A 25693-nucleotide genomic window follows, 5' to 3' on the forward strand; every position below is an offset into this window, starting at 1 on the left:
GTCCCCCGCCGAACGGGTTGGTTAGGCTCGGACGAGACCTGATCGGCCCGGATCACGGAGGGGGAGCGGATGCGGCGTGTACTGGTGGTCGTTGCCGCGGCAGCGGTCGTGCCGGTTCTGGGGGCGTGCGGGGGGACGACCAGCGGGACGGCGACCACGTCGACCAGCGCGGCGGAGGTTGCGCTGTGGAACCCGTGCACGGAGATTCCGGATGATCTGTTGCGGCAGGCTGGGGTAGACCCAGCTGTAGTCGAGAGCGGTGTCGCCGGAGTTCACCAGTCCGGTTGGGAAATCTGCACTTGGCGCGGGCCTACGTACTCGATGGCGGTGTACTCTTCGACCCGGTCCGTGCAGGAGATCCGCGAGAAGCCAGGGAACACCGACTTTCGAGATGTCCAGATCGGCGGGCGGCAAGGGGTGGAATACCGCGTGGCTGGCGCGTCGCGGGATCTCGACTGTGACATTGTTTTCCCGGCATCGCAGGGCATGGTTTCGATACGGATCGGAAACAGCGCCCTTGTCGACAATCCCCAGGATCCGTGCCGCCTCGTGAACAAGGCCGCAGAGATCCTGGTTCCGGTTCTGCCTGCGTGAACGATCGGGGGGATCATGAGTGAGCACAGTCGCAACCAATGGGAAGGGTTCGCCGCGAGTGCTCGGGCCGGCGAGCTGTTTCTCGACAGCGAGCAAGTAGCGCGGGAGTGTCTGGCTGCCTGCGATGAATTCTTGCTCGCCTACGACGGCCTCCGGCAGGTCGCAGCCAACGCCCAACGTGTCTCCGGCTTCGGCGACTTCAAGATCGCCGACGAACTGGCGGACCTGTTCCACAAACAGGCCACCGGCGAACCCGGCTCCATCGATCAGGTCATCCTCGACACGATCGCCGTCGTCAAGGACATGCGCGAGATCATGCAGCTCTCCATCGACCGCCTGACCGAGCAGGACAGCTTGAACGCAGGCCAGGTCTCTTCGGCCGCAGTGGATTTAGGGTCTCTGTCGTGAACGACCCTTTCATGTGAGGGTGGTGGTAGTACCGGGTGCGGTTGGCCTCCTCCGCAGTGCTGATCCCGCTGGCTTCGGTGGGAGCCGGGGGCTGCGGGGAGTTCGATCCACTGCCTGACGGTCTTCTGCACGAGCCGGACGGTGGAGGAGATCCGCAGCAAGTCGGGTAACACCGACTTCTCCGAAGTCACGATCGGCGGCCGAACCGGAACGCCTACAGCGCAGTTCAGGACATGCCGGCAGATCCGTGCGAGACAGCCGCCCGGTCAGCCGTTGTACGCGTACGGTTGTTTCCGGCCTGACGGCGCCGATGAGATGATGTGACACGAAGAGGCGTGGTGTGGCAGCGGGAGCAGGTGGGTTGGCGGGCCTGGGCACGGAGGGTGCGCCACTGTTGTGGGCTGTCGAGCGGGTTGGTTAGGCGCGGGTTGGTTAGGCTCGGACGAGATCTGATCGGCCCGGATCATGGAGGGGGAGCGGATGCGGCGTGTTCTGGTGGTCGTTGCCGCGGCAGCGGTCGTGCCGGTTCTGGGGGCGTGTGGGGGGACGACCAGCGGGACGGCGACCACGTCGACCAGCGCGGTGGAGGTTGCGCTGTGGAACCCGTGCACGGAGATTCCGGATGATCTGTTGAGCGACGCAGGGGTCGATCCGGCGAAGAAGGAGAGCGGTATCGCGGGAGTTCACCAGTCCGGGTGGGAGATCTGCACCTGGGAGGGGAGACAGTACTTCTTGGCGGTCTATTCTTCACGTCGGACGGTACAGGAGATACGCGAGAAGCCGGGCAACGTAGCCTTCCGCGATGTCTCGATCGGTGGGCGACAAGGTGTGGAGTACCGGGTCGAGGGAGCATCCATGAACTTGAACTGCGACATCGTTTTTGCTGCCGACCAGGGCATGGTGTCGCTTCGAGTCGGGAATCGAGCAAGTGCCGACAATCACGAAGATCCCTGCATGTTGGCGAACGATATCGCCGAGATGTTGGTGCCGGTGTTTCCGGCATGAGGACTTCGGGGGGACGTTATGGGTGATGCGGACCGGACACAGTGGCGGCAGTTCGCCGAAAGCGCGCGGGCGGGCGAGCTGTATCTCGATAATGCCGAGGCAGCGGGCGAATGCCTGACCGCGTGCGATGAGTTCCTAGCGGCGTACGACTCGTTACAGCATGCGGCGAGGATCGCCCAACGTGTCTCCGGCTTCGGCGGCTTCAAGATCGCCGACGAACTGGCGGACCTGTTCCACAAACAGGCCACCGGCGAACCCGACTCTATCGATCAGGTCATCCTCGACACGATCGCGGTCGTCAAGGATATGCGCGAGATCATGCAGCTCTCCATCGACCGCCTGACCGAGCAGGACAGCTTGAACGCAGGCCAGGTCTCTTCGGCCGCAGTGGATTTAGGGTCTCTGTCGTGAACGACCCTTTCATGTGAGGGTGGTGGTAGTACCGGGTGCGGTTGGCCTCCTCCGCAGTGCTGATCCCGCTGGCTTCGGTGGGAGCCGGGGGCTGCGGGGAGTTCGATCCACTGCCTGACGGTCTTCTGCACGAGCCGGACGGTGGAGGAGATCCGCAGCAAGTCGGGTAACACCGACTTCTCCGAAGTCACGATCGGCGGCCGAACCGGAACGCAGTACCGTGTGTGGAGGGTGCGTCGCGTCACCTGACCTGACATCGCGTTTCCGGCGAGCCAAGGCTCGGTGTCTGTGATGATCAGCAACAGCCCACTTCAGGACATGCCGGCAGATCCGTGCGAGACAGCCGCCCGGTCAGCCGTTGTACGCGTACCGTTGTTTCCGGCCTGACGGCGCCGATGAGATGATGTGACACGAAGAGGCGTGGTGTGGCAGCGGGAGCAGCTGGGCTGAGGCCTGCGCACGGAGGGTGCGCCACTGTTGTGGGCTGTCGAGCGGGTTGGTTAGGCTCGAAGAGACCTGATCAGTCCGGATCACGGAGGGGGAGCGGATGCGGCGTGTACTGGTGATCGTTGCCGCGGCAGCGGTCGTGCCGGTTCTGGGGGCGTGCGGGGGGACGACCAGCGGGACGGCCACCACGTCGACCAGCAGCCCGCAAGCTGCCATCTGGAATCCCTGCACGCAGATCCCTGATGATCTGTTGCGGCAACTGGGTGTCGATCCGGCAACCGAGGAGATCGGCGTAGCGGGCCAGCATCAGTCCGGGTGGGAAATCTGCGGATGGAAGGGTGCAACGCACTACTTGACCGTCTTCTCCACTGGCAGAACGGTTCAGGAAATTCGCGAGAAGCCGGGCAACGTCGATTTCACCGAGGTATCGGTCGGTGGGCGAGCGGGAGTCCGGTATCGAGTCGAGGGGGCATCGAAGAAGCTCACCTGCGATATCGCTTTTGCTGCCGCCCAGGGGTCCATCTCGGTGATGATCAGCAACAACCCTGTCGCCGATAGTCCTGAGGATCCCTGTCAGATCGCGCAGCGTTCGGCAGCCCAACTGGTGCCGCTTTTTCCGCAGTAGATCATCCGAGGGGGTAGCCGATGAGTGAGCACACGATATCGCAATGGCAGCAGTTCAGAGACCAGGCTAGCGCCGGTGAACTGTCTCTCGATGATGCGGCCGCAGCACAAGCGTGTCGTGATGCCTGCGACGAGTTCGCTCAGGCATATGCAGATCTTCTGGTGGCCGCGCAACGCGCCCAACGTGTCTCCGGCTTCGGCGACTTCAAGATCGCCGACGAACTGGCGGACCTGTTCCACAAACAGGCCACCGGCGAACCCGACTCCATCGATCAGGTCATCCTCGACACGATCGCCGTCGTCAAGGACATGCGCGAGATCATGCAGCTCTCCATCGACCGCCTGACCGAGCAGGACAGCTTGAACGCAGGCCAGGTCTCTTCGGCCGCAGTGGATTTAGGGTCTCTGTCGTGAACGACCCTTTCATGTGAGGGTGGTGGTAGTACCGGGTGCGGTTGGCCTCCTCCGCAGTGCTGATCCCGCTGGCTTCGGTGGGAGCCGGGGGCTGCGGGGAGTTCGATCCACTGCCTGACGGTCTTCTGCACGAGCCGGACGGTGGAGGAGATCCGCAGCAAGTCGGGTAACACCGACTTCTCCGAAGTCACGATCGGCGGCCGAACCGGAACGCCTACAGCGCAGTTCAGGACATGCCGGCAGATCCGTGCGAGACAGCCGCCCGGTCAGCCGTTGTACGCGTACGGTTGTTTCCGGCCTGACGGCGCCGATGAGATGATGTGACACGAAGAGGCGTGGTGTGGCAGCGGGAGCAGGTGGGTTGGCGGGCCTGGGCACGGAGGGTGCGCCACTGTTGTGGGCTGTCGAGCGGGTTGGTTAGGCGCGGGTTGGTTAGGCTCGGACGAGATCTGATCGGCCCGGATCATGGAGGGGGAGCGGATGCGGCGTGTTCTGGTGGTCGTTGCCGCGGCAGCGGTCGTGCCGGTTCTGGGGGCGTGTGGGGGGACGACCAGCGGGACGGCGACCACGTCGACCAGCGCGGTGGAGGTTGCGCTGTGGAACCCGTGCACGGAGATTCCGGAGGATTTGTTACGGCAGCTCGACGTCGATCCCGCGACAGAGGAGAGCGGGATCGCTGGTGTCGAACAGTCCGGCTGGGAGATCTGCAAGTGGGCCGGGCGTGAGTACTTTCTCACTGTCTACTCCACCCGCCACACGGTTCGAGAGATCGAGCAGAAGCCCGGGAATGTCGAGTTCGCACCGGTGACTGTCGGGTCGCGAACGGGGCAGTCGTACCGCGTGGAGGGTGCGGGCAAAACCTACAACTGCGACATTGTCTTCTCCGCTCGACAAGGCGCTGTCTCCCTTCGCATCGGCAACCGCGCGAGCGGCGACAACTCCACAGATCCATGCACGACCGCGAGGGCTGCCGCTGACGTGCTTGTGCCCGTGTTTCCGGGATAAGGCCAGAAGGGAGGGGATCGAACATGACGGACCAAGCCACTTCCGCGTGGCGTAGTTTCGTGGAACAGGCGCGATCGGGTGAGCTCTATTTGGACCCGGACGTTGCGAAAGAGTCCCTCGTCGCGTGCGACGAGCTGCTTTTGGCTTACGACGGGCTCGTGGAGTACGCGTATGACGCTCAACGCGTAGGTGGATTCGGAGCATTCGGTATCGCCGACGAACTGGCGGATCTGTTCCACAAACAGGCCACCGGCGAACCCGGCTCCATCGATCAGGTCATCCTCGACACGATCGCGGTCGTCAAGGATATGCGCGAGGTCATGCAGCTCTCCATCGACCGCCTGACCGAGCAGGACAGCTTGAACGCAGGCCAGGTCTCTTCGGCCGCAGTGGATTTGGGGTCTACGTCGTGAACGACCCTTTCACGCGAGGGTGGTGGTAGTACCGGGTGCGGTTGGCCTCCTCCGCATTGCTGATCCCGCTGGCTGCGGTAGGAGCCGGGGGGCTGCGGGGAGTTCGATAGCGGTGGTGGCACGCTCGCTGGTCCGGCGGTGGCGATGAGACTTGGGGATCCATGCAGCGAGATTTCCGAATGACGTTCTCGAACGCTTGAACGTCGACCCGGCCAGTGCAGAGAACGGCGTCGCGGGTCAACGGCAGTCGGGCTGGGAGATCTGTGGTTGGACAGTACCGACCCACTACCTGACCGTCTTCTCCACGAGCCGGTTGTGGGCTGTCGAGGGGGTTGGTTAGGCTCGGACGAGACCTGATCGGCCCGGATCACGGAGGGGGAGCGGATGCGGCGAGTTCTGGTGATCGTTGCCGCGGCAGCGGTCGTGCCGGTTCTGGGGGCGTGTGGGGGGACGACCAGCGGGACGGCGACCACGTCGACCAGCGCGGTGGAGGTTGCGCTGTGGAACCCGTGCACGGAGATTCCGGATGATCTGTTGCGACGGGTGGGGGTCGACCCGGCCAAGGAGGAAAGTGGCATCGCCGGAGTTCATCAGTCCGGGTGGGAGATCTGTACCTGGGAGGGCAGGCAGTATTTCTTGACGGTCTACTCATCGCGTAGAACGGTGCAGGAGATTCGTGAGAAGCCGGGCAACGTCGGCTTCCGCGATGTGTCGATCGGCGGGCGGCCAGGTCTGGAGTACCGGGTCGAGGGTGCATCGATGAACCTCGAGTGTGACATCATTTTCGACGCTGAACAGGGGATGGTGTCGCTTCAGGTCGGGAATCGAGCAAGTGCCGACAACCACGAGGATCCGTGCATGTTGGTGAACAACATCGCCGAGACGATGGTGCCGGCGTTTCCGGCATGACGACTCTGGGGGACGTTATGGGTGACGCAGATCTGTCGCAGTGGCGGCAGTTCGCCGAAAGCGCGCGGGCGGGCGAGCTGTATCTCGACAATGCCGAGGCAGCGGGCGAATGCCTGACCGCGTGCGATGAATTCCTAGCCGCGTACGACTCGTTACAGCATGCGGCGAGGATCGCCCAACGTGTCTCCGGCTTCGGCGACTTCAAGATCGCCGACGAACTGGCGGACCTGTTCCACAAACAAGCCGCCGGCGAACCCGGCTCCATCGATCAGGTCATCCTCGACACGATCGCGGTCGTCAAGGACATGCGCGAGATCATGCAGCTCTCCATCGACCGCCTGACCGAGCAGGACGCGGTGAATTCGAACCAGATCACCTCCACGGCGGCGGATCTGGGGGCGCCGCGATGAGCTTGCCCGGCATGAGTTTCTTCGAGAACTACACCTTCGGTGCGGCCACGCTCCGCAATCTCACGAATTGGATTGCCGGTGAGGAACTCGAGCCGGGTACCCGGCCGGGTGATGTGCAGGGCCGCTACAACAATCAGCGGGAGGCGGTGCGGAACGAGGCCGGGCAGATCGGTTTCGTCGGGGATTTCCGGTCCGGTATCCGCAGCCAGGAGTTCTTCGAGGAGCCGCTCGAGGTGTTGCGCGCCAAGGTCGACAAGATCGATCTCACCGCGGTGGATGACCTGCGCGCGGCGTGGGACGAGATCGGCAAGCGGGCCGAAACCGCGCAGGCGCAGTTCAGTACACGGATGCTGCGCGCGACCGACGAGAGTGTGTGGCGCGGCGAGTCCGCGCGTGCCGTGGCTCAGGGGGTGGCCCAGTTCCTGGAGTCGGCGACCAAGGCGTCTCAGGCCGCCCGGTTGATGGCGAAGAAGACCGAGGAACTGGCCACCGGGCTCGCTCCGACCAAGGAGCTGGTTCCGCAGGTGCCCGAACACAATACGAATTGGGAGAACACTCGCCGCTGGATCGCGGGGCGTGGCTGGCGTGACAACGAGGAGGCGTACGAGACGGCGCTGGCCGAGGCGCGCCGGGTGCTGCGGACCGTCTACGCCCCGGTGTTGCGCGAGACCGACAACGTGCCGGTGATCCCCAAACCCTACAACCCGACCTCCGAGCCGGGCGGTTCCGATCCTGGCTCGGGTTCGACGAATCCGGGCACGCCGGGGTGGAACGGCACGTCGGCACCGTCGGGCAGCACCGGTCCCGCGTCGCAGCAGCCGGGCGATCCCGGGCCGGGCGAGGACCAGGCTGCCCCGGATCAGCAGGACACGGGCCGGCCGTCGAGCCAGACGCCCGGCGACCAGACGCAGCAGTCGACCGATCCGGCGGGCGCGGGCGACTCGACGAATCCCGCGGGCACGACACCGGCTTCGGCCACCCCGACCCTGCCGGGCAGCCCCGGCTCCCCGACGACACCCGGTTCTCCCGGCCTTGGTTCGCCGGGTTCCGGCTCGCCCGGTTCGGGCTACCCGGGTTCGCCGGGCGCGGTGCCGGGTGCGGGTTCGAGTGTGCCGGGCGCGCCCGCGGCCGCCCAGGCCGCGATGAGTTCGGCGGCCGGTCGTGCCGCCGCCAACGGGCGGGCGGGGATGATGGGCATGCCCGGTGTGGCCGGCCGCGGTGCGCAGAGCGACGAGGAGCACACCAAGGGCGTCCCCGACTACCTGATCAACCAGGAGAACGGGGAGGAACTGATCGGCACCGCGACGCGGCCGAAGGCGGTCCCGCCGGTGATCGGGGAATGAGCGCGGTCGCCCGCTGGCAGTTCACCGCGCTCGAGTTCCGGGTGCTGTGGGAGTCGACCGGCCGCGACGTGCTGCCCTATCCGTTGCGGCACCGCTGGGTCGACACCGGTGAGCCGAACGATTTCCGGCTGGCCTGGCAGGCGGCCGCGCGTTCGGTCCGCGACCGGCTCGACGACAACCTGATGCGCGCGGTGGATGTGCTGCTGCGGCCGGAAGCCAGGGTCGAGGTCGCCGGGTTCCGCGGCCGCGGCCGGGACCAGCGCATCCGCGCGCACGCGGGCGTGCATTACCAGCACGGGGCCATCGCGGTGCAGGAGCCGGGCATCGACCACGAGCACGGCGGCGACGTGCGGTTGACGTTCCTGCCCGCCGAGCAGGTGCCTGCCGCCGTCATCGGGACGCTGCCGAAATGCCCACCCGGAAAAGGTGATTCGCTGCGCGTGGACGTCCGCGATCTGGCGCCACGGGCGGGCGTGCACACCGATCCGTGGCGGCGCGGCCCGCGCGAGGTGTTCGACGAGTTCTTCGCCCGGCCGACCACGTGCCTGGCGCACGTGGCGGTCTACCCGCACGGCAGTGTCGACAACCGGCACACGGAAGGGCGAAAGGACTTCCAGATCAACGATTTCGAGGACGGGCGCTACATCAGTTTCGGCGAGGACGTGGTCGTCGCCAAACCCGCCCCCGAACAGGCCCTCGTGCATACGCTCGCCCAGCGCATCGAACAACTGGTGCGGGCGGTCCGCGACGGCCGCTACGCCGCGCGGTGACCGACACCTCCGCCGATACCCCCGCTGACCAGGCCGGGCCCGGATAGCATCATCGCCATGACTCAACCTCCGCAGTACGGGAACCCGTACGCGTCCTACGGTCCGCCGCCGCCCGACCACCCGCAGGCGACGACGATCCTGGTGCTCGGCATCCTCGGCCTGGTGTTGTGCCAGCTCTGCGCGCCGTTCGCCTGGATCATGGGACGCCGGGCGTTGAACGAGATCGAGTCCTCCGGCGGCACCATCGGCGGGCAGGGCAACGTCAAAGCGGGCTACATCTGCGGAATCATCGGCACCATCATCCTGGCGCTGTATCTGCTGGCGCTGGTCGTGGTGATCGTGATCGCGATCATCGGCGGTATCGCCTCGTCGTCCTCGTCCTACTGAGCCCTTCCCGTCCCGGGCCGCCCCACCGGGCCCGGGCCGAGCGCAGCCCCGCGACCTCGTGCGCGGTGCGCGGATCTAGCATCGGCGGCGTGGAGCAGCAGTCGCAGATCGCCGAGGAGTCGCAGGCCGGGCCGACCGAGTGGGGCGAACACCCGCACGGGGTCGGCCCGTGGCCGGCGGAGTTCGGCACCCCGCCGCCCGACGATCCCCGCCTGGACCCGGAGCTGCTCGCGCACGGCGACCGCCGCAACGTGGTGGACGCCTACCGGTATTGGACGCGTGAGGCGATCGTCGCCGACATCGACCGGCGCAGGCATCCCTTTCACGTCGCGATCGAGAACTTCGCCCACGACGCCAACATCGGCACGGTGGTGCGCACCGCCAACGCGTTCGCCGCGGCCGCGGTGCACATCGTCGGCAGGCGGCGATGGAACCGCCGCGGCGCCATGGTCACCGACCGCTATCAGCACATCCGGCATCACGCCGACGTGGCGGAACTGCGCGACTTCGCCGACCGGACGGGCCTGACGGTCGTCGCGGTGGACAACGTGCCGGGTGCGGTGCCACTGGAAACCGTGGAGTTGCCGCGGGAGTGCCTGCTGCTGTTCGGGCAGGAGGGCCCCGGCGTGACCGAGCCCGCGAAGCAGGCCGCGGCCATGACCGTCTCGATCGCACAGTTCGGCTCGACGCGCAGTATCAACGCAGGGGTGGCGGCGGGCATCGCCATGCATGCCTGGATCCGCACCCACGCCGACCTCAGCCAGAGCTGGTGAGGCGAGCATGCACAATTCGGACGCCGTTGGGTAACAATTCAGCGGCATGAATCGGGACAGAACTGGCACCATTGTCCTATGACCTCGCGGAGCCCGAAGACCGGGCAGGATGCTGCGCCGACGCCCGCGCTGTGGTCCGAGCGGGCCGACATGGCCGAATCCGCGATCGTCTCCCGGCACCTGCGGGCGCTCTGGGCCGTCCCGGGAACGGAATTGGGGGTGGTCGGCTGGCCCGCGACCCGGCGCGAGCGGATGTTCGCGTCCTGGCACTACTGGTGGCAGGCGCATCTGATCGATTGCGCCGTCGACGCTGCCAATCGCGCGCCGACGCCGACTCGTCGCAAACGGCTCGCGGAGCTGGTGCGTTCGCATCGAATCCGCAACATCACCGGGTGGACCAACAACTACTACGACGATATGGCGTGGTTGGCGATCGCGCTGGAGCGCGCCGAACGCACGCAGGGGGTGTCCGCCGCCCGCGGCGCGCTGACCGCGTTGGAGAAGAAGCTCTACACGGCGTGGCAGCCGGACGTCGGCGGCGGCATCCCGTGGCGGGTGCGGTCGGATTACTTCAATGCTCCCGCCAACGGGCCTGCCGCGATCGCGCTGAGCCGCCTCGGCAGGCACGCGCGCGCACAGGAGATGGCCGATTGGATCGACGCCACCCTGCGCGACCCCGGCAGCGGGTTGATTCTCGACGGCATCCACCTGCCGTCCGGCGAGATCGAGCGGCCCACCTTCACCTATTGCCAGGGTGTGGTGCTCGGCCTGGAAGCCGAGCTCGCCGTCCACACCGACGAGCCGCGACATCTCGACCGGGTGCACCGGCTACTCGGCGCGGTCGAGGAGCACATGACCACGCACGGCGTGATCAACGGCGGTGGTGGCGGCGACGGCGGTCTGTTCAACGGGATCCTGGCCCGCTATCTGGCGGTGGTCGCGCTGATGCTGCCCGGCGACGGACGTACCCAGGCGGCCGACCGCCGCGACGCCGCCGCGATCGTGCGTGCTTCGGCACAGGCGGCGTGGTCGAACCGGCTCGAGGTCGAGGGCGAGCCGCTGTTCGGGGCCGACTGGAGCAAACCCGCGCGGTTGCCGGGCAGCACGGCCGGGGCCGGGTACTTCACCGCGGGCGGTTCCGTGACGGCCTCGAAGGTGCCCGAGCGCGATCTCTCGGTGCAGCTGTCGGGCTGGATGTTGATGGAGGCGGCGTACCAGGTGAGCGCGGCCGGGCTGTGAGCGGCGAGCGGGCGCGTCAGCGGCGCTCGGCGTCGGGCTCCCAGCGGGGCAGCACCACGGTCGGCGCGTCCATGTCGAACTCGTCGACGCGCGCGTTCATCTCCTGGCGGTAGTGCCTGATCCCCACGATGGTGCCCACGATCAGGCCGAGCACCAGCGCGGCCGTGACGCCGTGCATCAGCCACGGCACCCGCTTCAGGTGGTTGCCCGCGTAGAAGCCGATCAACAGCAGCACCGGCGCCCACGCGATCGCGCCGAGCGTGCTGGCGATGGTGTAGCGGCGGTGATCCATCCGTGCCGCGCCGGCGACCAGCGGGCACAGGGTGCGCACCCACGGAATCCAGCGGGCCAGCAGCACCGCCCAGAACCCGTGTTTGTCCAGCATCAGGGTCACCCGGCGCAGGTTCTCGGCATTGACGTATCTGCCGTTGCGTCTGGCGACGAACCCGGTACCGGTGCGATGCCCGATCACGTACCCCACCTGGTTGCCCGCGATGGCCGCCACCATCGCGCCCAGCGCCAGCGCCCAGATCTGCTTCTCCCCGGCGTGGTGACCGGCCAGCACCACACCGGCGGTCAGCAGCATGGAATCGCCGGGCAGGAACAGGCCGACGATCACCGCGCATTCCAGGAACACGAAGCTGATGACCACCACCCAGACCAGGGTGGGACCAGCGGATTCGAGAAAGTTCAATCCGCCCGACGCGGCGACCATGTGGCTCAGCTCTGACCGGGCGTGGACTTCACCGTCTCGGTGTCGGCGGCGGCGTTCGCGGAGCGCGCGGCGCGCATCCGCTTGACGATCTCGACGAGGATCGGCAGCACCGAGACGAACACGATCAGCAGGAAGATCAGGTCGATGTTGTCGCGGATGAACGCGATCTGGCCCAGCAGGTAGCCGAGCACCGTCACACCGGTGCCCCACAGCACCGCGCCGATGGCGTTGTAGGTGACGAAGACGCGGTAGCTCATCGCCGAGGCACCCGCGACCACGGGCGCGTAGGTGCGCACGATCGGCACGAAGCGGGCCAGGATGATGGTGATCGGGCCGTGCTTCTCGAAGAAGGCGTGCGACTCGTCGATGTACTTCTTCTTGAAGATCCGGGCGTCGTCGGACTTGAACAGCGCCGTGCCGCCGCCCTTGCCGATCATGTATCCGACCTGGTCACCGGCGAACGCGGCGATGGGGATGAGCACCAGCAGCACGCCGATCGGCGCGAACGGCGGGATCTCGGCCGACTTCGACGCCGCGATCAGGCCCGCGGTGAACAGCAGCGAGTCGCCGGGCAGCAGCGGGAACAGCAGTCCGGACTCGATGAAGACGACGAGCAACAATCCCGCGAGCACCCAGCTACCGAAGGAGTTGAGCAGATTCACCGGATCCAGGAAGCCCGGCAAGAGGGCGAGATTCGTCGTCAGGGTTTCCGAGCCGGCCTGCGCAATCACGCCGCCCAGGGTACCGGCGTGGCGGGACCGTGCCTAATTGTGGCGAGGATCTCGGCGGGGCGGGCGGCCGTCGTCGGGTCCCCTGTCGGGTGGGTCGGCGTCTCCCTTAGGCTGATCAGCAGGATCAGCACCCTTCGCGCCTGCGGGCGGCGAGCGTCGTACATGGAGGTCTGTCAGTGCCCATCGCAACCCCCGAGGTCTACGCCGAGATGCTGGCTCGCGCCAAGCAGAACTCCTTCGCGTTCCCGGCGATCAACTGCACCTCGTCGGAGACCATCAACGCGGCCATCAAGGGCTTCGCCGATGCCGGCAGCGACGGCATCATCCAGTTCTCGACTGGCGGCGCGGAGTTCGGTTCCGGGCTCGGCGTGAAGGACATGGTCACCGGCGCGGTCGCGCTGGCCGAGTTCGCGCACGTGGTGGCGGCGAAGTACGACGTGACCATCGCCCTGCACACCGACCACTGCCCGAAGGACAAGCTGGACGGCTTCGTCCGGCCGCTGATCGCCATCTCGCAGGAGCGGGTGAACGCGGGCAAGAACCCGCTGTTCCAGTCGCACATGTGGGACGGCTCGGCCATCCCGATCGACGAGAACCTCGAGATCGCCAAGGAGCTGCTGAAGGCCACCTCGGCGGCCAACATCATCCTCGAGGTCGAGATCGGCGTCGTCGGCGGTGAAGAGGACGGTGTCGAGGCCGAGATCAACGAGAAGCTCTACACCTCCCCGGAGGACTTCGAGAAGACCGTCGATGCGCTGGGCACCGGCGAGAACGGCAAGTACCTGCTCGCCGCCACCTTCGGCAACGTGCACGGCGTGTACAAACCGGGCAACGTCAAGCTCCGCCCCGAGGTGCTCGCCGAGGGCCAGCGGGTGGCCGCGGCCAAGCTCGGCCTCGGCGCCGACGCGCAGCCGTTCGACTTCGTCTTCCACGGCGGTTCGGGCTCGCTGAAGTCCGAGATCGACGACGCGCTGCGCTACGGCGTGGTGAAGATGAACGTCGACACCGACACCCAGTACGCCTTCACCCGTCCCGTCGCCGGGCACATGTTCACCAACTACGACGGTGTGCTCAAGATCGACGGCGAGGTCGGCAACAAGAAGACCTACGACCCGCGCAGCTACCTCAAGAAGGCCGAGGCGTCGATGTCGGAGCGCGTCGTGGAGGCGTGCAATGATCTGAAGTCCGCGGGACGGTCGATCAGCGCCTGACCCACAACGTTCGAGGGCCCGAGCTCATGAGTCTGGATGTGCGTGTGCTCGGGCCCGTCCGGTTGTTCGTCGGTGGTGAGCCGGTGGCGGTCGGCGGGCCCAAGCCGCGAGCCCTGCTGGCCGCGCTCACCGTCAACCGGCGCCGCGCGGTCGCCTCGTCCGCACTGGCCGACATGGTCTGGAACGAGGATCCGCCGGATTCGTATGCGGCCAGCCTGCAGGTGTTCGTCTCCAACATCCGTAAGGCGCTGCGCAATTCCGGCGTCGACCCGGCCCAGGTGCTGCGCACCGAGTCCTCCGGGTACCGGCTCGAGATCCCCGAGGACGCCTGCGACATCGGCCGTTTCGAAGCCGCCTGCGCGGCCGGCGCCAAGGCCGCCGACCTCGGCGACCAGGTGCGTGCCGCGCAGCTGTACGGCAAGGCGCTCGACGAGTGGAGTGGGCGCGCGATGTCGGATCTGGCGGGTCTGCAGTTCGCCGACGGCTTCGCGACCGCGATGGAGGAGGAGCGACTGCTGGCCGCCTCCGCTCGTATCGACGCCGAGATCGCCTGCGGGCGCGCCTCCTCGGTGATCGGCGAACTGGTCACCATGACCACCGAACACCCGTTGCGCGAACCGCTGTGGGGGCAGCTGATCACCGCCCTGTACCTGTCCGGCCGCCAGGCCGACGCGCTGGACGCCTGCCGCCGGGTGCGCACCGTGCTCGCCGACGAACTCGGCATCGATCCCGGTCCCGCCCTGGTCGAGCTCGAGCAGCGGGTGCTGCGGCAGGAACCGTTGAGCACCAAGGAGTTCAAGCGCGTCGAGCGGATGGCCGCGGCGATGACCGAGACTGTCACCGAGGGGCCGCGCGCGGTGCGCAGCGGGCAGCTGCGCCTGCCGGACGGCCGGGCGCTGCCGATCTCGCACGCGGGTATGCGCATCGGCCGCATGATCGACAACGACCTGGTCCTCGACGACCCGAAGGCCAGCCGCTACCACGCCCACATCCTGCCCAGCCGCGCCGGCCTGCTCATCAAGGACCTGCATTCGGCCAACGGGGTGTACATCAACGAGGAACCGATCGAGAGCGCGTTGCTCGGCGACGGCGACATGATCCGCATCGGCGCGACCGTGCTGATTTTCCAAGCGTTGCAGTAGGTCCGCAATCCCGGATCGACACGGCTGTGGATGGTGGGCTGCATCCCCAGGCCGCGCCGGGAACTCGCGCATACCCGCCCACGGGCGCGGTAGGGTCGGGCGCTGGTCGGATTCGTGGCGCGAGGTGAGGGGTGCTGATGGCGGTGCGCATGGCGGCGGTGATCGGTGCCGCGGGATTGCTGGTCGCTGCGCAGGGGGCGGTGGGCTCGGCCGAGCCCGGCGGCGCGGTCGCGGTGCCCGGCGCCGGGCCGTGTCTCACCGATCCGAAACCGGTACACGAGGATCTGATTCCGGAGACGCTCGAGGTGCCCGTTCCGTACCCGGTGGTCACGGTGCTGCCGCCGGAGCCACCCGAGCCGGAGCCGGTGCGCACCGAGATGACGTTGCCGAGCGACCCGTGCGTCAACCCCTGCCCGGACCTCACCGACCTGCCGGAACCACCGCCGAGCCTGGCGAACCGGCTCGGCATTCCCGAGATCCTCGTGAACCCCAAGCCCTTCTATTTCGCGCTGCCCGGTCCGAGCCCCGATCCCGGCGAGGTGCCGCCCCCACCCGCGCCGGTCACCCCACCCACCGAGGCCGCGCCGCGCGAGGCGGCGCCCGCCGCGCCGCGCGTGGTGCAGGTGCGCGAAGTCGCCAAGCAGACCGGCGCCAACTCGGTGAACCGCACCGACAAGCGGTGGCAGGTGGACGGCACCGACCTGGGGATCATGTGGGAGAGCGGGCCCGGGGAGGTCGCGGTGGCCTTCGGTGACACCGTCGGGCGCGGGTTCCATCCGCCCGGCGGCATGGGCGGGGACTGGCGCAGCAACGTGCTGGCCTTCAGTACCGACCGTGACCTGAGCGACGGGATGACCTACGACCGCATGGTCACCGACAGTCGCTGCCATGCCGCGGAGGTGCTGTCGAGCCGCAAACTCGACAACGTGGAGATCACCACCATCCCCACCTCCGGCTTCGCCCTCGGCGACCGGCAGTACCTGAGCTACATGTCGATTCGCACCTGGAACAGCGGGCCCGGCACCTTCTACACCAACTACGGCGGGATCGCCTACTCCGACGACCGCGGCCAGACCTGGACCAAGGACCCGCACGCCCGCTGGGACAACATCTTCGGCCTCGCCAACTTCCAGGTGAGCGCGATGGTCCCGCACGGCGACCACGTCTACATGTTCGGCACCCCCAACACCCGCCTCGGCGCGGTCGGCCTCGCCCGCGTCCCGGCCGACCAACTGCTCAACAAGACCGCCTACCAGTACTGGCGGGACGGGCAGTGGACGCCGGTCGGCGGGGCCGCCAGCGCCACACCCGTCGTCGACGCCCCCGCGGGCGAGCTGTCGGTGCGCTTCGACGCGAGCCGGGGGGTGTGGCAGATGAGCTACCTCGACACCGCGCGCGCCGCCATCGTCGTCCGGGAGGCGACCACGCCCCAGGGCGCCTGGTCGGCCCCGACGCCGACGGTCTCGGTGCTCGACTATCCCGAGCTGTACGGCGGCTTCATCCATCCCTGGTCGAGTGGAAGCGATCTCTACTTCAACATCACGACCTGGAGCGACTACAACGTGTATCTCATGCACGCCGAACTGGCGGAGTGAGTCCGGTCAGGAGAGCCGGACCTCGGCGATGGCGCGGCCGAAGAGTTTGCGGCCGCCGGAGGTGGCGCCCAGCACCACGGTGGCCGCGCGGCGGTCGGGATCGAGGGATTTGATCTTGCCGGTGAACTCGATGGTGCTCGGTTCCTCGACGGTCACCGGGACGAAGCCCGCGAATCGGACGCTGAACTTCGTCATGGCGGTGGGGTCGCCGAGCCACCCGGTGAGGTAGTCGGCGGTCAGGCCCATCGTCAGCATGCCGTGGGCGACGACGGTGGGCAGGCCGACGAGCTGGGCGGCGCGTTCGCTGAAGTGGATCGGGTTGGGATCGCCCGCGACGCCCGCGTAATTGACCAGGTCGCCGCGGGTCAGTCGGGCGGTGCCGGCCGGGAGTTCGTCCCCCTTCGCGAGGCGGTCGAACGAGGGGATGGTGTGCACCGGGCCGGGGACGGCGGCGCGTGCCGGCGGCAGGTCGGCCTCGTCGATCGGGATCAGGACTCCCGTCTGTGCGAGATCTGCGGTCGGCTCGACGGGCCGGGTGTGCATGAAGATGCTGCGCACCACCTCCGCGAAGTTCGGATCGACCTCGGCGCCGCGGCGCGCGACGATCGTGGTCGACGCGATCTGCGCGATCTCGTCGTGCTGGTTGAGCATCTCGGCGCGGACGGTGACGAAATCGTTGTCGCCGAAGCTGCGGATCGACTCGATCAGCACCCGGGTGTGGATGGCGTCGCCGGCCAGGAACGGGCGGCGCAGCTCGAAGATCTGATCGGTCTGCAGCACCTGGGTCAGGTCGTACTCGGTGAGCACCGAATCCAGCAGCGCGTTGGTCGCCGCCATGCCGATCACCGAGGAGAAGGTGGGCGGGGCGACGACGTGGTCGTAGCCGAGGCGGGCGGCGTCGGCCTCGCGGTGGTGCGCGCCGTGCCGGTTCTGCACGGCGCGGGCGAATTCGCGCACCTTCTCGCGGCCGACCTCGTAGCGGTCGCGCACCAGAAACCGGCGCCCCGCCAGGCTCTTCGTCGCCAGGATGTCGGCGTCCGGTTCCATCATCGTCTGCTCACTGCCCATGACCGGGCCATGCTAGTGGCCCGGCCGGTCGCTTGACCAGGTGATGTGACGACCGCTACCGCCGAGTAGTCACTCCGCCTCGGTGGGGCGGTCGCACACCTTCCAGCCGCTGTCGGTCTTTTCCAGATCGAACGTTCGTGCCGAACGGTTACCCGGGTCGGCCTCGGTGTACACGGTCGCCTGGGCCAGGGCGGTGTTGTCGGTGATCTTGATGGCGTCCACCCCGTCCACCACCGGGATGCTGCGCCGTTCCCGCGACTGCTGGTGCACGCTGGCGAACTGCTCGGGCGTGATGTTGCGGTAGAACTCGTGCAACGGCCCGCAGGTGCTCTCCCGCAGCGCGGCCAGATCACCGTCGTGCAACGCCGAGGTGTAGTCGCCGATCGCCGCGCGCACCTGGTCCTCGGGCGAATCGCCGCGCAGCAGCGCCATCGCGATACCGGCCAGCACGAGCACCAGCACCACCGCCGCGGCACCGACCGCCAGCAACCACCGTCGGGACCGCTTCGCGCCCGTCGGCTCCGCCGCACCCGCGGGCTCTTCGGCGGCGGGCGGAACCCGCTGCGGCTGCGCGATCGCCCGCGGTCCCGCACTCACCTGTTCGGCCGGGCGCGTGGCGTTCTGATCGGCAGGCGAGGGGGCCGAACCGGCGCGGGCCGGCGGCGGACCGGCCTGGCCAGGGGCGTTCGGCACGCCCGAGGGCGGTCCCGAGGGCCCCTGCGGACCCGGCTGCCGCGGACCGGGCGCGGGCCGCGGAGTCGTCGGCGGTTTGCTCAGCGGCGGACGACCCGCCACCCGATCGGTCGGCTCGGGACGCTGGATCGGCAGCGCCATCGTCTTCTGGTCGTCCTCGCCGACGGGCGCGACCAGCGGCATGGCGACGGTTTCGGCGTCGGCGTCGGCGTCTGCGTCGATGGGTGGCGTGGCGGATTCGCCTTCGGCCGGTCGGCCGGGGGGTGTCCGGTCGGGTGCGGCCGGTGGCTCGGGCGGGTTCTGTTCGGTGCTTTCGGAGCCCGACTTGTTTCGACCCTGCGCATCGGTCGGTCCGGCGGGTGCGCCGGGCGCCGCGGGCGCGGTCGGTGCGCCGGATGCGGCGGGTCCGGTCGGTCCGGCGGGTGCGGTCGGTGCGGGAGGTGCGGTTTGTCCGGCCGGTCCGGTCGCTCCGGTGGGTGCGCTCGGTCCGGCAGGTGTGGTTCGTCCGGCGGCTGCGGCCGCGGCCGCGGTCCCGGAGGCGGCGGCGCCGGGCGCTCCGGCTCGGTTTCCGGGGTCGTCGGAGGTGGCGGCCGGTGCGCCCTGCCGTCCGGTCTTGTCCGCGCTGCCGGGTTGCGCGGGCAGGTCGACGCGACGCATCACCATCGTCTTGTCGTCGCCACCCGTCTTGTCGTCGCCACCCGTCGCCGCTGCCCCCGCCGCCTGCGCCGCCGCGGCGACGTCCTCCCGGCGGAACACCATCGTCGGCGCATCGGCGCCAGGCGTCGACGGAACACTCTCGTCCCCGGCGCCCGCCGCCCCGGAGGTGGTGCCCTTACCCCCAGCAGTCGGCGGAGTTCCCCTCTCACCAGTGCCAGCACCAGCACCAGTGCCAGTGCCAGTCCCAGTGCCAGTGCCCGGACTGGCCCCCGCCTCCGGGCGTGGGCCTGAACCTGCGTTCGCTCCCGCGCTGGTGCCCTCGCCGCTACCCGCGCGCGGGTCGTTGCCAGCGCCTGCCCGGCTTCCCGCGCCAGTGTCGGTGCGTGCGCCTTGGCCGGTGTCTGCGTTCGTGTCGGTGCGTGCGCCTTGGCCGGTGCCCGCGCCCGTGTCGGTGCGTGCGCCCTGGCCGGTGCCCGCGTCCTCGCCGGTGCCCGCGGCTTCGCCGGTACCGGTGCCCGCGCCTGCGTCCATGCGTGCGCCGGTGCCGCTGTTCGGGTCGGCGCTGGTGCTGACGTCTGCCTTGGGGCTGCCACCCGTGCCTGCGCCGGTGTTGGCGCCCGCGTCGGGAGCGGCGGCCGTGCTGGTGCGGTCGCCACCGCTGCCCGGCCCGGTGTCGGCGTCGGTGTTCGTGCCCGCGCTGGTGCCGGCGCGGGCACCGGGATTCGTGCCGGCGCCAGTGTTGGTGTCTGCTCCCTCAGCGGCACCGGTGCCTGCGTCCGCGCCGGGGCCGGTATTCGCGTTGTTCCCTCGGTTGACCGAGGGGTCGGTGCCGGCGCTCGGCGCAGCGTCGCGGCCCGGAACCGCGCTTCCTGCTGCCCCAGCAGCCCCTGCACCCGTGGTGGTCTGTCCTCGGTCGGCGCCGGAAGGACTCGGCTGGCCGGCGGACGCGTCCGGTCCGGGGCGGCCGGTGCTGCCACCGGCGGCACCGGAAGTACGGGAACCGGCGGCGTCTGCTGCCGACGGCGCGCCGGGAGCGGTGTGTGACTGCGCGGCGGACCCCGGCGCGCTCGTCGCTGCCGCATCTGTCGTCCGCGCGTCGGCGGCGGATCGGCCGGGTTGGTCCGCGGGGGTGCTCGGAGTGCTTCCGGGTCGGTTGCCCGCCGGACCGCCCTGCGCTTGCGCGCCCTGCACAGTCCGGTGCTGCACGGTCGTCTGGTCGGCACCCGAACCCGAGGGCTTCCCGGCTCCCTGCCCGGAACCCTGCGCGACGGAGGATGCCGCTCCCCCCGAGTCGCCGGGACGGGAGCCGGTCGCCCCGCCCGCGGGTTCCCGCCCGGCGTCCGCGCGCTGTCCGGAACCGGCCGCCATCGGCGCGGTGGCGTCCGACCGCCCACCGGCGGCATCGGCACCACTGTTTCGCCCTGGTGCTCCGGCGTTTTCGGGACGCGCCGGGTGTCCGCCCGCGGGCCGGTCGGCGGGTGCGGCGGACCTGTTGATCTGCTCCGTCGGCTCGTTCCCGGAACGGCTCGGCTCGTTCCCCGCGCGGGCGGCAGGGCCCGCGGGCCGGCCGGCGCCGGGGTTGCCCGTCCGATTGGGGCCGACCACCGTCGTCCTGGTGAACGGCACCGCCTGGGGACGCGCGTCGGCCGGATTCGCACCGGATGTCGCGGGCCGTTCCCAGCCGTCCTCGGCACCGCTGTCGGCGGGGCGGCCCGCGCCCGAACCCGCCTGCCGCGCGGGAGGATTCCCCGAAGCGGGAGAGTCTGCGGGCATGGGGCGGGTGGCGTCGCCCGAGTCGGTGTCTTTCGGCTCGGTGGCACCGGCGGCGGCCTGCGCAGGCTTCTTCTCGTCGTTCGGGTCGGACACCACTACCCCTCGGTCAGGCGGATCTGATGTGAGCTCGACGGCCAGCCTATCGACCGAATCGAGTGCGGGTGCCGATTCCCCCGTCGCTGCCGCACGGCCGGGACCGGTGCACAATGAACCGCATGACCTCCTTCGGTGACCTGCTCGGACCGCAACCGGTACTGCTTCCCGAAAACACCGACGCCGAGGAGGCCTTGCTCGACAAGGTCGACCCGGTGCAGGTGGCCGCGGCGCACCCGGCCGCCTCCATCGCCTGGGCCCATCTGGCCGAGGCGGCGCTCGCGCGCGGCGAGGCCGAGGCCGCGGGTCCGGACGGCGCGGTCAACCACGACATCGTGGCCGCCTACGCCTTCGCCCGCACCGGCTACCACCGCGGACTGGACCTGCTGCGCCGCAACGGCTGGAAGGGCTTCGGCCCGGTGCCGTGGAGCCACGAACCCAACCGGGGTTTCCTGCGCAGTGTCGGCGCGCTGGCCAGGGCCGCCAAGGCGATCGGCGAGACCGAGGAGTACGCCCGCTGCCTCGATCTGCTCGAGGACTGCGACCCGCGCGCCGCGGGCGAGCTCGGCCTCGACTGAGCCGGACTTGATCGATCCGGAGTCGCGTATCGGCGCGGCCAGGGCGAGCACGGCCGAGCAGGTGCGTGCGTCCTGGGCGCGGTTGCGGTTGTCCGCGTTGCCGATCGTGCAGTGCGCGCTGGGTGCCGCGCTGGCGTGGTTCATCGCGCACAACGTCGTCGGGCACGCCAACCCGTTCTTCGCCCCCACCGCGGCGGTCGTGTCGATCGGCGTCTCCTTCGGCGCGAAGATCCGCCGGTCGGTGGAGTTGGTGGTCGGTGTCGCGGTCGGGATCGGCATCGGCGATCTGTTCATCTCCGGGGTCGGCACCGGCGTCTGGCAGATCGCGCTGGTGGTCGTGGTGGCGATGGCGCTGGCGGTGTTCGTGGACGGCGGCTCGATCATCAGCATCCAGGCCGCCACCTCGGCGGTGCTGGTCGCCACGCTCATGCCGCCCTCGTCGAACGCCAGCTTCTCCCGGATGATCGACGCGCTCGTCGGCGGCCTGGTCGGCGTCGTGGTGGTGGCCGCGATCCCGCTGCATCCGGTGCGCCGGGCCCGCGAACACGCCGCCAACGTCCTGAAGGTGATGGGTGAGTCGCTGGCCGCCTGCTCGGAAGGCCTGCTCGAACAGGATCCGCAGAAGATCAGCACCGCGCTGGAGTCGGCCCGCAACACCCAGCAGACCATCGATTCGCTGCGCTCCAGCCTGGAGGGCGGCAAGGAGATCAGCCGCATCTCCCCGCTGTACTGGAATTCCCGCCAGCGGCTGGAGCGGATCCGGCAGGCCGCCGACCCGCTGGACAATGCCATCCGCAACACCCGTGTGCTGTTGCGCCGTTCGCTGACGCTGGTCCGCGACGACGAGATCCTCGATCCGCGCCTGATCGACGAGGTGGAGCGGCTGGCCGACGCGGTGGACGTGGTGCGCCGGATGATGCTGGCCGACCCCGGCGAGCAGCCCGACCAGGCCGAGGCGGCCCGGGTGCTGCGGTCGGTGGCCAAGGAGGCGCGCCCGGAACTCGTTGCCGGCGCCGGGCTCTCGGCGCACGTGGTGTTCGCGCAGGTCCGGTCGATTCTGGTGGATTTGATGCAGGTGTGCGGGGTGAAGCGGATCTCGGCGATCGCGCTGCTGCCCCCGACCGTGCCCAATCCCTATGTGCGTCCCGAGGACTGAGCACCAGGTCAGGAACGGCACCAGCTCAAGAACGGCATCAGCTCCGGAACGGCACCGAGTCCGGAACGGAACTAGGTCCAGAACCGCACCAGTCCGGCGCCGCGCGCGACCCACACGTCGGGCACGCCGAACAGTTCGCAGATGGTGTAGATGGCGTCGAAGAACGGCCGGTTCACCGTGGGCGTGAGGATCAGCGCGAACAGCAGCAGCATCCCCAGCGGCTTGAGCTGATCCAGCGACCGGCGGGTCCGGTAGCTCAGCGAGGGCTCGAGGATCCCGTAGCCGTCCAGGCCGGGGATCGGCAGCAGATTCAGCAGGGTCGCGGTGATCTGCAGGAAGCCGAGGAACGCCAGGCCGTACCAGAAGGCCGCGTGACCGGTCGTGCTGCCGAACACCGCGACCACCAGCAGCAGCACGACACCGCAGACCGCGTTGACCGCCGGGCCCGCGCCGCTGATCATCCGCTGCCGGGCCGGGCTCACCGCGTGCGGGTGCACGTACACGGCGCCGCCGGGCAGGCCGAACCCGCCGAGCGCGATGAACACCACCGGCAGCACGATCGACAGCAGCGGGTGTGAGTACTTCAGCGGGTTCAGCGTGAGATACCCGCGCAGCTCCACCTCGCGGTCCCCGGCCCGCCAGGCCAGGTAGGCGTGCGCGAACTCGTGCAGGCACAGCGTGACGATCCAGCCCGCCACCACCAGGACGAACACCCCGACACCCGCGGCGGTCTCGCCGTAGTCGGAGATCCACGCCAGCACGGCGCCCGCCACGGTGACCGCGACGACCAGCAGGAACACCGGACTGGGCCGCACCGCGCCGCGACCGAGCCGCCGGTCGCGGGAGAACGGCAGGCTCATCGGACCAGCAGCCAGGGTTCGTGGTGGCGGTAGAAGGTGGAGCGCGGCACCGGCCGGGTGGTGCGGATGCCGTCGCGGGTCACCACCGCACCGGGCGTGCCGAGCTGGGCCGCCCTGCCCTCCACCCAGCGGCGCTTGCGCAGCACGCCGCGCTGGGCGGCGGCGCGCACGCCGGGCATGTGCAGGGTGGGGGAGATGTGCATGGCCGTGACCCGGCCGGTGAACAGCAGGGTGTCGTCGACGTAGGCCTCACCGTCGAGCTTGGCGCCCTCCGGGCCGGTGATGGTGGCGCGGCCGACGAGCACCTTGCCGGTGTCGTCGCGGATCAGCGGGGTCGCGGTGGCCTTGCCCTCGATGGCGCGTTTGGCCGCGGAGTTGCCGCTGCCGATCTCGTAGGCGCGGGCGCCGTAGGTGCGGTCGATGGGCACGTAGCCGATCTCCACGTGCAGCCGCTCGGTCTTCATCAGGTGGGTGAGCACGGCGGCCAGCGCGGCGTCCTCGCCGAGCACGATCAGTCGCGGCAGGCTGTCGGCGGCCAGCACGGGAAGCAGTTCGTCGACCACGGCCGGGTCCGGGATGGCGGCCGTCTGAGTGGTGGGCAGCGCGGCGAGGGCGATCGGGACGGGAGCACCGTCGCAGCGGAGAACGTGGGTACTCAAACTGCCGTACACCCTCCTAGATCCGGCCGATCGGGTCGACCCCACACGCGTGCGGCGAACCGTTGCCCGGCCCGCCCCGCAGCAACCATAGTCGCGTTCGGACGGCCGCGCCCGGGCCGAGTCGGCATTGTGACCGGGCTGTCGGGTGCCTGCTTCCCGGGGTGCGCGGGGCCATTGGGTAAGCTGTGCTTCCGGCCACCGCCTCAGTACGGCAGGTAGCCGCAGCACACGAGTGCTGCGTGTCGATCCGTAGGAGACTCCACAATGCCGGCAATCGTCCTCATCGGCGCCCAATGGGGCGACGAGGGTAAGGGCAAAGCGACCGATCTGCTCGGTGGCCGGTTGCAATGGGTGGTGCGGTACCAGGGCGGCAACAACGCCGGACACACCGTCGTGCTGCCCAACGGCGACAAGTTCGCCCTGCACCTCATCCCGTCCGGCATCCTGACCCCCGGCGTGCGCAACGTCATCGGCAACGGTGTCGTGGTCGACCCGGGCGTGCTGCTCGACGAACTCGCCGGCCTCGAGGCCCGCGACGTCGACACCTCGGGCCTGCTGCTCTCCGCCGACGCGCACCTGATCATGCCGTACCACGTGGCCATCGATAAGGTCACCGAACGCTTCCTCGGCAACAAGAAGATCGGCACCACCGGCCGCGGCATCGGCCCCTGCTACCAGGACAAGGTGGCGCGGGTCGGCGTGCGGGTGGCCGACGTGCTGGACGAGAAGATCCTCACCCAGAAGGTCGAGGCCGCCCTGGAGTTCAAGAACCAGGTGCTGGTGAAGATCTACAACCGCCGCGCGCTGGACCCGCAGCAGGTGGTCGACGAAGTGCTCGGGCAGGCCGAGAGCTTCGCCCACCGCATCGCCGACACCCGGTTGCAGCTCAACGAGGCGCTCGAGCGCGGCGAGACCGTGCTGCTGGAAGGCTCGCAGGGCACCCTGCTCGACGTCGACCACGGCACCTATCCCTATGTGACGTCGTCGAACCCGACCTCGGGCGGCGCGGCGGTCGGTTCCGGCATCGGGCCGAACAAGATCAGCACGGTGCTGGGCATCCTCAAGTGCTACACCACCCGGGTCGGCTCCGGCCCGTTCCCGACCGAGTTGTTCGACCAGTACGGCGAGTTCCTCGCCAAGCAGGGCGGCGAGGTCGGCGTCACCACCGGGCGCGCTCGCCGCTGCGGCTGGTTCGACGCGGTGATCGCGCGCTACGCCACCCGCGTCAACGGCATCACCGACTACTTCCTCACCAAGCTCGACGTGCTCTCCAGCCTGGAGCGGGTGCCGATCTGCGTGGCCTACGAGATCGACGGGCAGCGGGTGGAGCAGATGCCGACCACGCAGACCGAATTCCACCACGCCAAGCCGATCTACGAGGAGATGCCGGGCTGGTGGGAGGACATCTCCGCGGCCCGCACCTTCGAGGAACTGCCCGCCAACGCGCAGGCCTACGTGCGCAGGCTCGAGGAGCTGTCCGGTGCCAGGATCTCCTGCATCGGGGTGGGTCCGGGCCGCGATCAGACGATCGTGCGCCACGACGTGCTCGGCTGAGCCACGCCGGGCTCGGCCCGGCCTGCGCCGAGTTCCGCGCGCGCGGGGCGGTGCCG

The 25693-nt window shown here is 69.1% G+C and carries 27 protein-coding genes; 21 read left to right on the plus strand and 6 right to left on the minus strand.

Translation table 11 applies throughout. The annotated features are described in order from the left end of the window. The first annotated feature begins 69 nt into the window (after positions 1 to 69). From AMO33_RS21720 to AMO33_RS21785, 15 genes are all read left to right on the plus strand, one after another. A complete protein-coding gene (locus tag AMO33_RS21720) occupies positions 70 to 594 on the plus strand; it encodes a DUF3558 domain-containing protein (RefSeq protein ID WP_060594063.1) in 525 nt (174 codons plus the stop codon). 15 nt (positions 595 to 609) lie between these two features. Further along, positions 610 to 1002, plus strand: a complete 393-nt coding sequence (locus AMO33_RS21725) for a hypothetical protein (RefSeq protein ID WP_060594064.1) — start codon at positions 610 to 612, stop codon at positions 1000 to 1002. A gap of 480 nt (positions 1003 to 1482) precedes the next feature. Next, positions 1483 to 2007 (plus strand): DUF3558 domain-containing protein, encoded by a 525-nt coding sequence (locus tag AMO33_RS21730; protein WP_082668850.1) that lies wholly within the window; start codon positions 1483 to 1485, stop codon positions 2005 to 2007. 18 nt (positions 2008 to 2025) lie between these two features. Beyond that, entirely contained in the window at positions 2026 to 2418 is a 393-nt protein-coding gene (locus AMO33_RS21735; protein ID WP_060594066.1) for a hypothetical protein, read from the plus strand. Between the two features lie 547 nt (positions 2419 to 2965). Next, positions 2966 to 3490, plus strand: a complete 525-nt coding sequence (locus AMO33_RS30590; RefSeq protein WP_076574286.1) for a DUF3558 domain-containing protein — start codon at positions 2966 to 2968, stop codon at positions 3488 to 3490. A 20-nt stretch (positions 3491 to 3510) separates the two neighbouring features. Continuing rightward, on the plus strand, positions 3511 to 3903 hold the full coding sequence (locus AMO33_RS31685; RefSeq protein WP_139337637.1) for a hypothetical protein: 393 nt from the start codon (positions 3511 to 3513) through the stop codon (positions 3901 to 3903). A gap of 480 nt (positions 3904 to 4383) precedes the next feature. Further along, complete coding sequence (locus AMO33_RS21745; protein WP_076573784.1) at positions 4384 to 4908, plus strand: DUF3558 domain-containing protein; 525 nt, start codon at positions 4384 to 4386, stop codon at positions 4906 to 4908. A gap of 23 nt (positions 4909 to 4931) precedes the next feature. Beyond that, a complete protein-coding gene (locus AMO33_RS21750; RefSeq protein ID WP_060594069.1) occupies positions 4932 to 5321 on the plus strand; it encodes a hypothetical protein in 390 nt (129 codons plus the stop codon). A 384-nt stretch (positions 5322 to 5705) separates the two neighbouring features. Then, complete coding sequence (locus AMO33_RS21755) at positions 5706 to 6230, plus strand: DUF3558 domain-containing protein (RefSeq protein ID WP_060594070.1); 525 nt, start codon at positions 5706 to 5708, stop codon at positions 6228 to 6230. Then, positions 6227 to 6640, plus strand: a complete 414-nt coding sequence (locus tag AMO33_RS21760; RefSeq protein WP_139337528.1) for a hypothetical protein — start codon at positions 6227 to 6229, stop codon at positions 6638 to 6640. The genes AMO33_RS21755 and AMO33_RS21760 overlap by 4 nt, the downstream gene beginning before the upstream one ends. Positions 6641 to 6651: 11 nt before the next feature. Beyond that, positions 6652 to 7983 carry a PPE domain-containing protein gene (locus AMO33_RS31690; RefSeq protein WP_060594072.1) on the plus strand — a complete coding sequence of 444 codons (1332 nt, stop codon included), beginning with the start codon at positions 6652 to 6654 and terminating at the stop codon, positions 7981 to 7983. Next, the gene (locus AMO33_RS21770; RefSeq protein WP_060594073.1) at positions 7980 to 8753 is read left to right on the plus strand and encodes an ESX secretion-associated protein EspG; all 774 of its coding nucleotides are present in this window, start codon (positions 7980 to 7982) and stop codon (positions 8751 to 8753) included. Before AMO33_RS31690 ends, AMO33_RS21770 begins: the two co-directional genes overlap by 4 nt. Positions 8754 to 8810: 57 nt before the next feature. After that, positions 8811 to 9140, plus strand: a complete 330-nt coding sequence (locus AMO33_RS21775; protein WP_011211922.1) for a hypothetical protein — start codon at positions 8811 to 8813, stop codon at positions 9138 to 9140. Between the two features lie 89 nt (positions 9141 to 9229). Further along, a complete protein-coding gene (locus tag AMO33_RS21780; protein WP_086841370.1) occupies positions 9230 to 9913 on the plus strand; it encodes a TrmH family RNA methyltransferase in 684 nt (227 codons plus the stop codon). Between the two features lie 150 nt (positions 9914 to 10063). Next, a complete protein-coding gene (locus tag AMO33_RS21785) occupies positions 10064 to 11152 on the plus strand; it encodes a glycoside hydrolase family 76 protein (RefSeq protein ID WP_011211920.1) in 1089 nt (362 codons plus the stop codon). Positions 11153 to 11168: 16 nt separating this feature from the next. On the opposite strand, the gene AMO33_RS21790 is transcribed toward AMO33_RS21785, so the two are convergent. Both AMO33_RS21790 and AMO33_RS21795 read right to left on the minus strand, forming a co-directional pair. Continuing rightward, the gene (locus tag AMO33_RS21790; RefSeq protein WP_011211919.1) at positions 11169 to 11867 is read right to left on the minus strand and encodes a DedA family protein; all 699 of its coding nucleotides are present in this window, start codon (positions 11865 to 11867) and stop codon (positions 11169 to 11171) included. A 5-nt stretch (positions 11868 to 11872) separates the two neighbouring features. Then, complete coding sequence (locus AMO33_RS21795) at positions 11873 to 12598, minus strand: VTT domain-containing protein (RefSeq protein ID WP_011211918.1); 726 nt, start codon at positions 12596 to 12598, stop codon at positions 11873 to 11875. A 176-nt stretch (positions 12599 to 12774) separates the two neighbouring features. On the opposite strand from AMO33_RS21795, the gene fbaA reads away from it, so the two are divergent. The 3 genes from fbaA (at position 12775) to AMO33_RS21810 (ending at position 16546) form a co-directional block, all read left to right on the plus strand. Beyond that, positions 12775 to 13809 (plus strand): class II fructose-bisphosphate aldolase, encoded by a 1035-nt coding sequence (gene fbaA / locus AMO33_RS21800; RefSeq protein WP_011211916.1) that lies wholly within the window; start codon positions 12775 to 12777, stop codon positions 13807 to 13809. 26 nt (positions 13810 to 13835) lie between these two features. Further along, positions 13836 to 14951 carry a BTAD domain-containing putative transcriptional regulator gene (locus AMO33_RS21805; RefSeq protein ID WP_011211915.1) on the plus strand — a complete coding sequence of 372 codons (1116 nt, stop codon included), beginning with the start codon at positions 13836 to 13838 and terminating at the stop codon, positions 14949 to 14951. A 137-nt stretch (positions 14952 to 15088) separates the two neighbouring features. Next, positions 15089 to 16546: a DUF4185 domain-containing protein gene (locus AMO33_RS21810; RefSeq protein WP_060595089.1), complete on the plus strand. Its 1458-nt coding sequence runs from the start codon at positions 15089 to 15091 to the stop codon at positions 16544 to 16546. A gap of 6 nt (positions 16547 to 16552) precedes the next feature. Here the strand turns inward: AMO33_RS21810 and AMO33_RS21815 are convergent, their stop codons facing one another. After that, complete coding sequence (locus AMO33_RS21815; RefSeq protein ID WP_060594074.1) at positions 16553 to 17614, minus strand: fused (3R)-hydroxyacyl-ACP dehydratase subunits HadA/HadB; 1062 nt, start codon at positions 17612 to 17614, stop codon at positions 16553 to 16555. A 69-nt stretch (positions 17615 to 17683) separates the two neighbouring features. Then, on the minus strand, positions 17684 to 19066 hold the full coding sequence (locus tag AMO33_RS32665; protein WP_240327278.1) for an Rv0361 family membrane protein: 1383 nt from the start codon (positions 19064 to 19066) through the stop codon (positions 17684 to 17686). A 1886-nt stretch (positions 19067 to 20952) separates the two neighbouring features. Between AMO33_RS32665 and AMO33_RS21825 the strand changes: the two genes are divergently transcribed. Together AMO33_RS21825 and AMO33_RS21830 are read left to right on the plus strand one after the other, a co-directional pair. After that, positions 20953 to 21408 carry a DUF3151 domain-containing protein gene (locus tag AMO33_RS21825; protein ID WP_060594075.1) on the plus strand — a complete coding sequence of 152 codons (456 nt, stop codon included), beginning with the start codon at positions 20953 to 20955 and terminating at the stop codon, positions 21406 to 21408. A gap of 7 nt (positions 21409 to 21415) precedes the next feature. Further along, entirely contained in the window at positions 21416 to 22564 is a 1149-nt protein-coding gene (locus AMO33_RS21830) for an FUSC family protein (protein WP_170916148.1), read from the plus strand. Positions 22565 to 22635: 71 nt separating this feature from the next. On the opposite strand, the gene AMO33_RS21835 is transcribed toward AMO33_RS21830, so the two are convergent. Further along, entirely contained in the window at positions 22636 to 23424 is a 789-nt protein-coding gene (locus tag AMO33_RS21835) for a site-2 protease family protein (RefSeq protein ID WP_011211909.1), read from the minus strand. After that, positions 23421 to 24083: a hypothetical protein gene (locus AMO33_RS21840; RefSeq protein WP_041561448.1), complete on the minus strand. Its 663-nt coding sequence runs from the start codon at positions 24081 to 24083 to the stop codon at positions 23421 to 23423. The genes AMO33_RS21835 and AMO33_RS21840 overlap by 4 nt, the downstream gene beginning before the upstream one ends. A gap of 264 nt (positions 24084 to 24347) precedes the next feature. Between AMO33_RS21840 and AMO33_RS21845 the strand changes: the two genes are divergently transcribed. After that, positions 24348 to 25637, plus strand: coding sequence for an adenylosuccinate synthase (locus AMO33_RS21845; protein ID WP_011211907.1), 1290 nt, complete (start codon positions 24348 to 24350; stop codon positions 25635 to 25637). The last annotated feature ends 56 nt before the right edge of the window (positions 25638 to 25693 follow it).

Source organism: Nocardia farcinica (assembly GCF_001182745.1).
Lineage (GTDB): Bacteria > Actinomycetota > Actinomycetes > Mycobacteriales > Mycobacteriaceae > Nocardia > Nocardia farcinica.

Bases quoted from the DNA above. Each gene is read 5' to 3' on its own strand.
- AMO33_RS21720 (WP_060594063.1), top strand. From the start codon at position 70: ATGCGGCGTGTACTGGTGGTCGTTGCCGCGGCAGCGGTCGTGCCGGTT.
- AMO33_RS21725 (WP_060594064.1), top strand. From the start codon at position 610: ATGAGTGAGCACAGTCGCAACCAATGGGAAGGGTTCGCCGCGAGTGCT.
- AMO33_RS21730 (WP_082668850.1), top strand. From the start codon at position 1,483: ATGCGGCGTGTTCTGGTGGTCGTTGCCGCGGCAGCGGTCGTGCCGGTT.
- AMO33_RS21735 (WP_060594066.1), top strand. From the start codon at position 2,026: ATGGGTGATGCGGACCGGACACAGTGGCGGCAGTTCGCCGAAAGCGCG.
- AMO33_RS30590 (WP_076574286.1), top strand. From the start codon at position 2,966: ATGCGGCGTGTACTGGTGATCGTTGCCGCGGCAGCGGTCGTGCCGGTT.
- AMO33_RS31685 (WP_139337637.1), top strand. From the start codon at position 3,511: ATGAGTGAGCACACGATATCGCAATGGCAGCAGTTCAGAGACCAGGCT.
- AMO33_RS21745 (WP_076573784.1), top strand. From the start codon at position 4,384: ATGCGGCGTGTTCTGGTGGTCGTTGCCGCGGCAGCGGTCGTGCCGGTT.
- AMO33_RS21750 (WP_060594069.1), top strand. From the start codon at position 4,932: ATGACGGACCAAGCCACTTCCGCGTGGCGTAGTTTCGTGGAACAGGCG.
- AMO33_RS21755 (WP_060594070.1), top strand. From the start codon at position 5,706: ATGCGGCGAGTTCTGGTGATCGTTGCCGCGGCAGCGGTCGTGCCGGTT.
- AMO33_RS21760 (WP_139337528.1), top strand. From the start codon at position 6,227: ATGACGACTCTGGGGGACGTTATGGGTGACGCAGATCTGTCGCAGTGG.
- AMO33_RS31690 (WP_060594072.1), top strand. From the start codon at position 6,652: ATGAGTTTCTTCGAGAACTACACCTTCGGTGCGGCCACGCTCCGCAAT.
- AMO33_RS21770 (WP_060594073.1), top strand. From the start codon at position 7,980: ATGAGCGCGGTCGCCCGCTGGCAGTTCACCGCGCTCGAGTTCCGGGTG.
- AMO33_RS21775 (WP_011211922.1), top strand. From the start codon at position 8,811: ATGACTCAACCTCCGCAGTACGGGAACCCGTACGCGTCCTACGGTCCG.
- AMO33_RS21785 (WP_011211920.1), top strand. From the start codon at position 10,064: ATGGCCGAATCCGCGATCGTCTCCCGGCACCTGCGGGCGCTCTGGGCC.
- AMO33_RS21790 (WP_011211919.1), bottom strand. From the start codon at position 11,867: ATGGTCGCCGCGTCGGGCGGATTGAACTTTCTCGAATCCGCTGGTCCC.
- AMO33_RS21805 (WP_011211915.1), top strand. From the start codon at position 13,836: ATGAGTCTGGATGTGCGTGTGCTCGGGCCCGTCCGGTTGTTCGTCGGT.
- AMO33_RS21810 (WP_060595089.1), top strand. From the start codon at position 15,089: ATGGCGGTGCGCATGGCGGCGGTGATCGGTGCCGCGGGATTGCTGGTC.
- AMO33_RS21815 (WP_060594074.1), bottom strand. From the start codon at position 17,614: ATGGGCAGTGAGCAGACGATGATGGAACCGGACGCCGACATCCTGGCG.
- AMO33_RS32665 (WP_240327278.1), bottom strand. From the start codon at position 19,066: ATGGTGTTCCGCCGGGAGGACGTCGCCGCGGCGGCGCAGGCGGCGGGG.
- AMO33_RS21825 (WP_060594075.1), top strand. From the start codon at position 20,953: ATGACCTCCTTCGGTGACCTGCTCGGACCGCAACCGGTACTGCTTCCC.
- AMO33_RS21835 (WP_011211909.1), bottom strand. From the start codon at position 23,424: ATGAGCCTGCCGTTCTCCCGCGACCGGCGGCTCGGTCGCGGCGCGGTG.
- AMO33_RS21845 (WP_011211907.1), top strand. From the start codon at position 24,348: ATGCCGGCAATCGTCCTCATCGGCGCCCAATGGGGCGACGAGGGTAAG.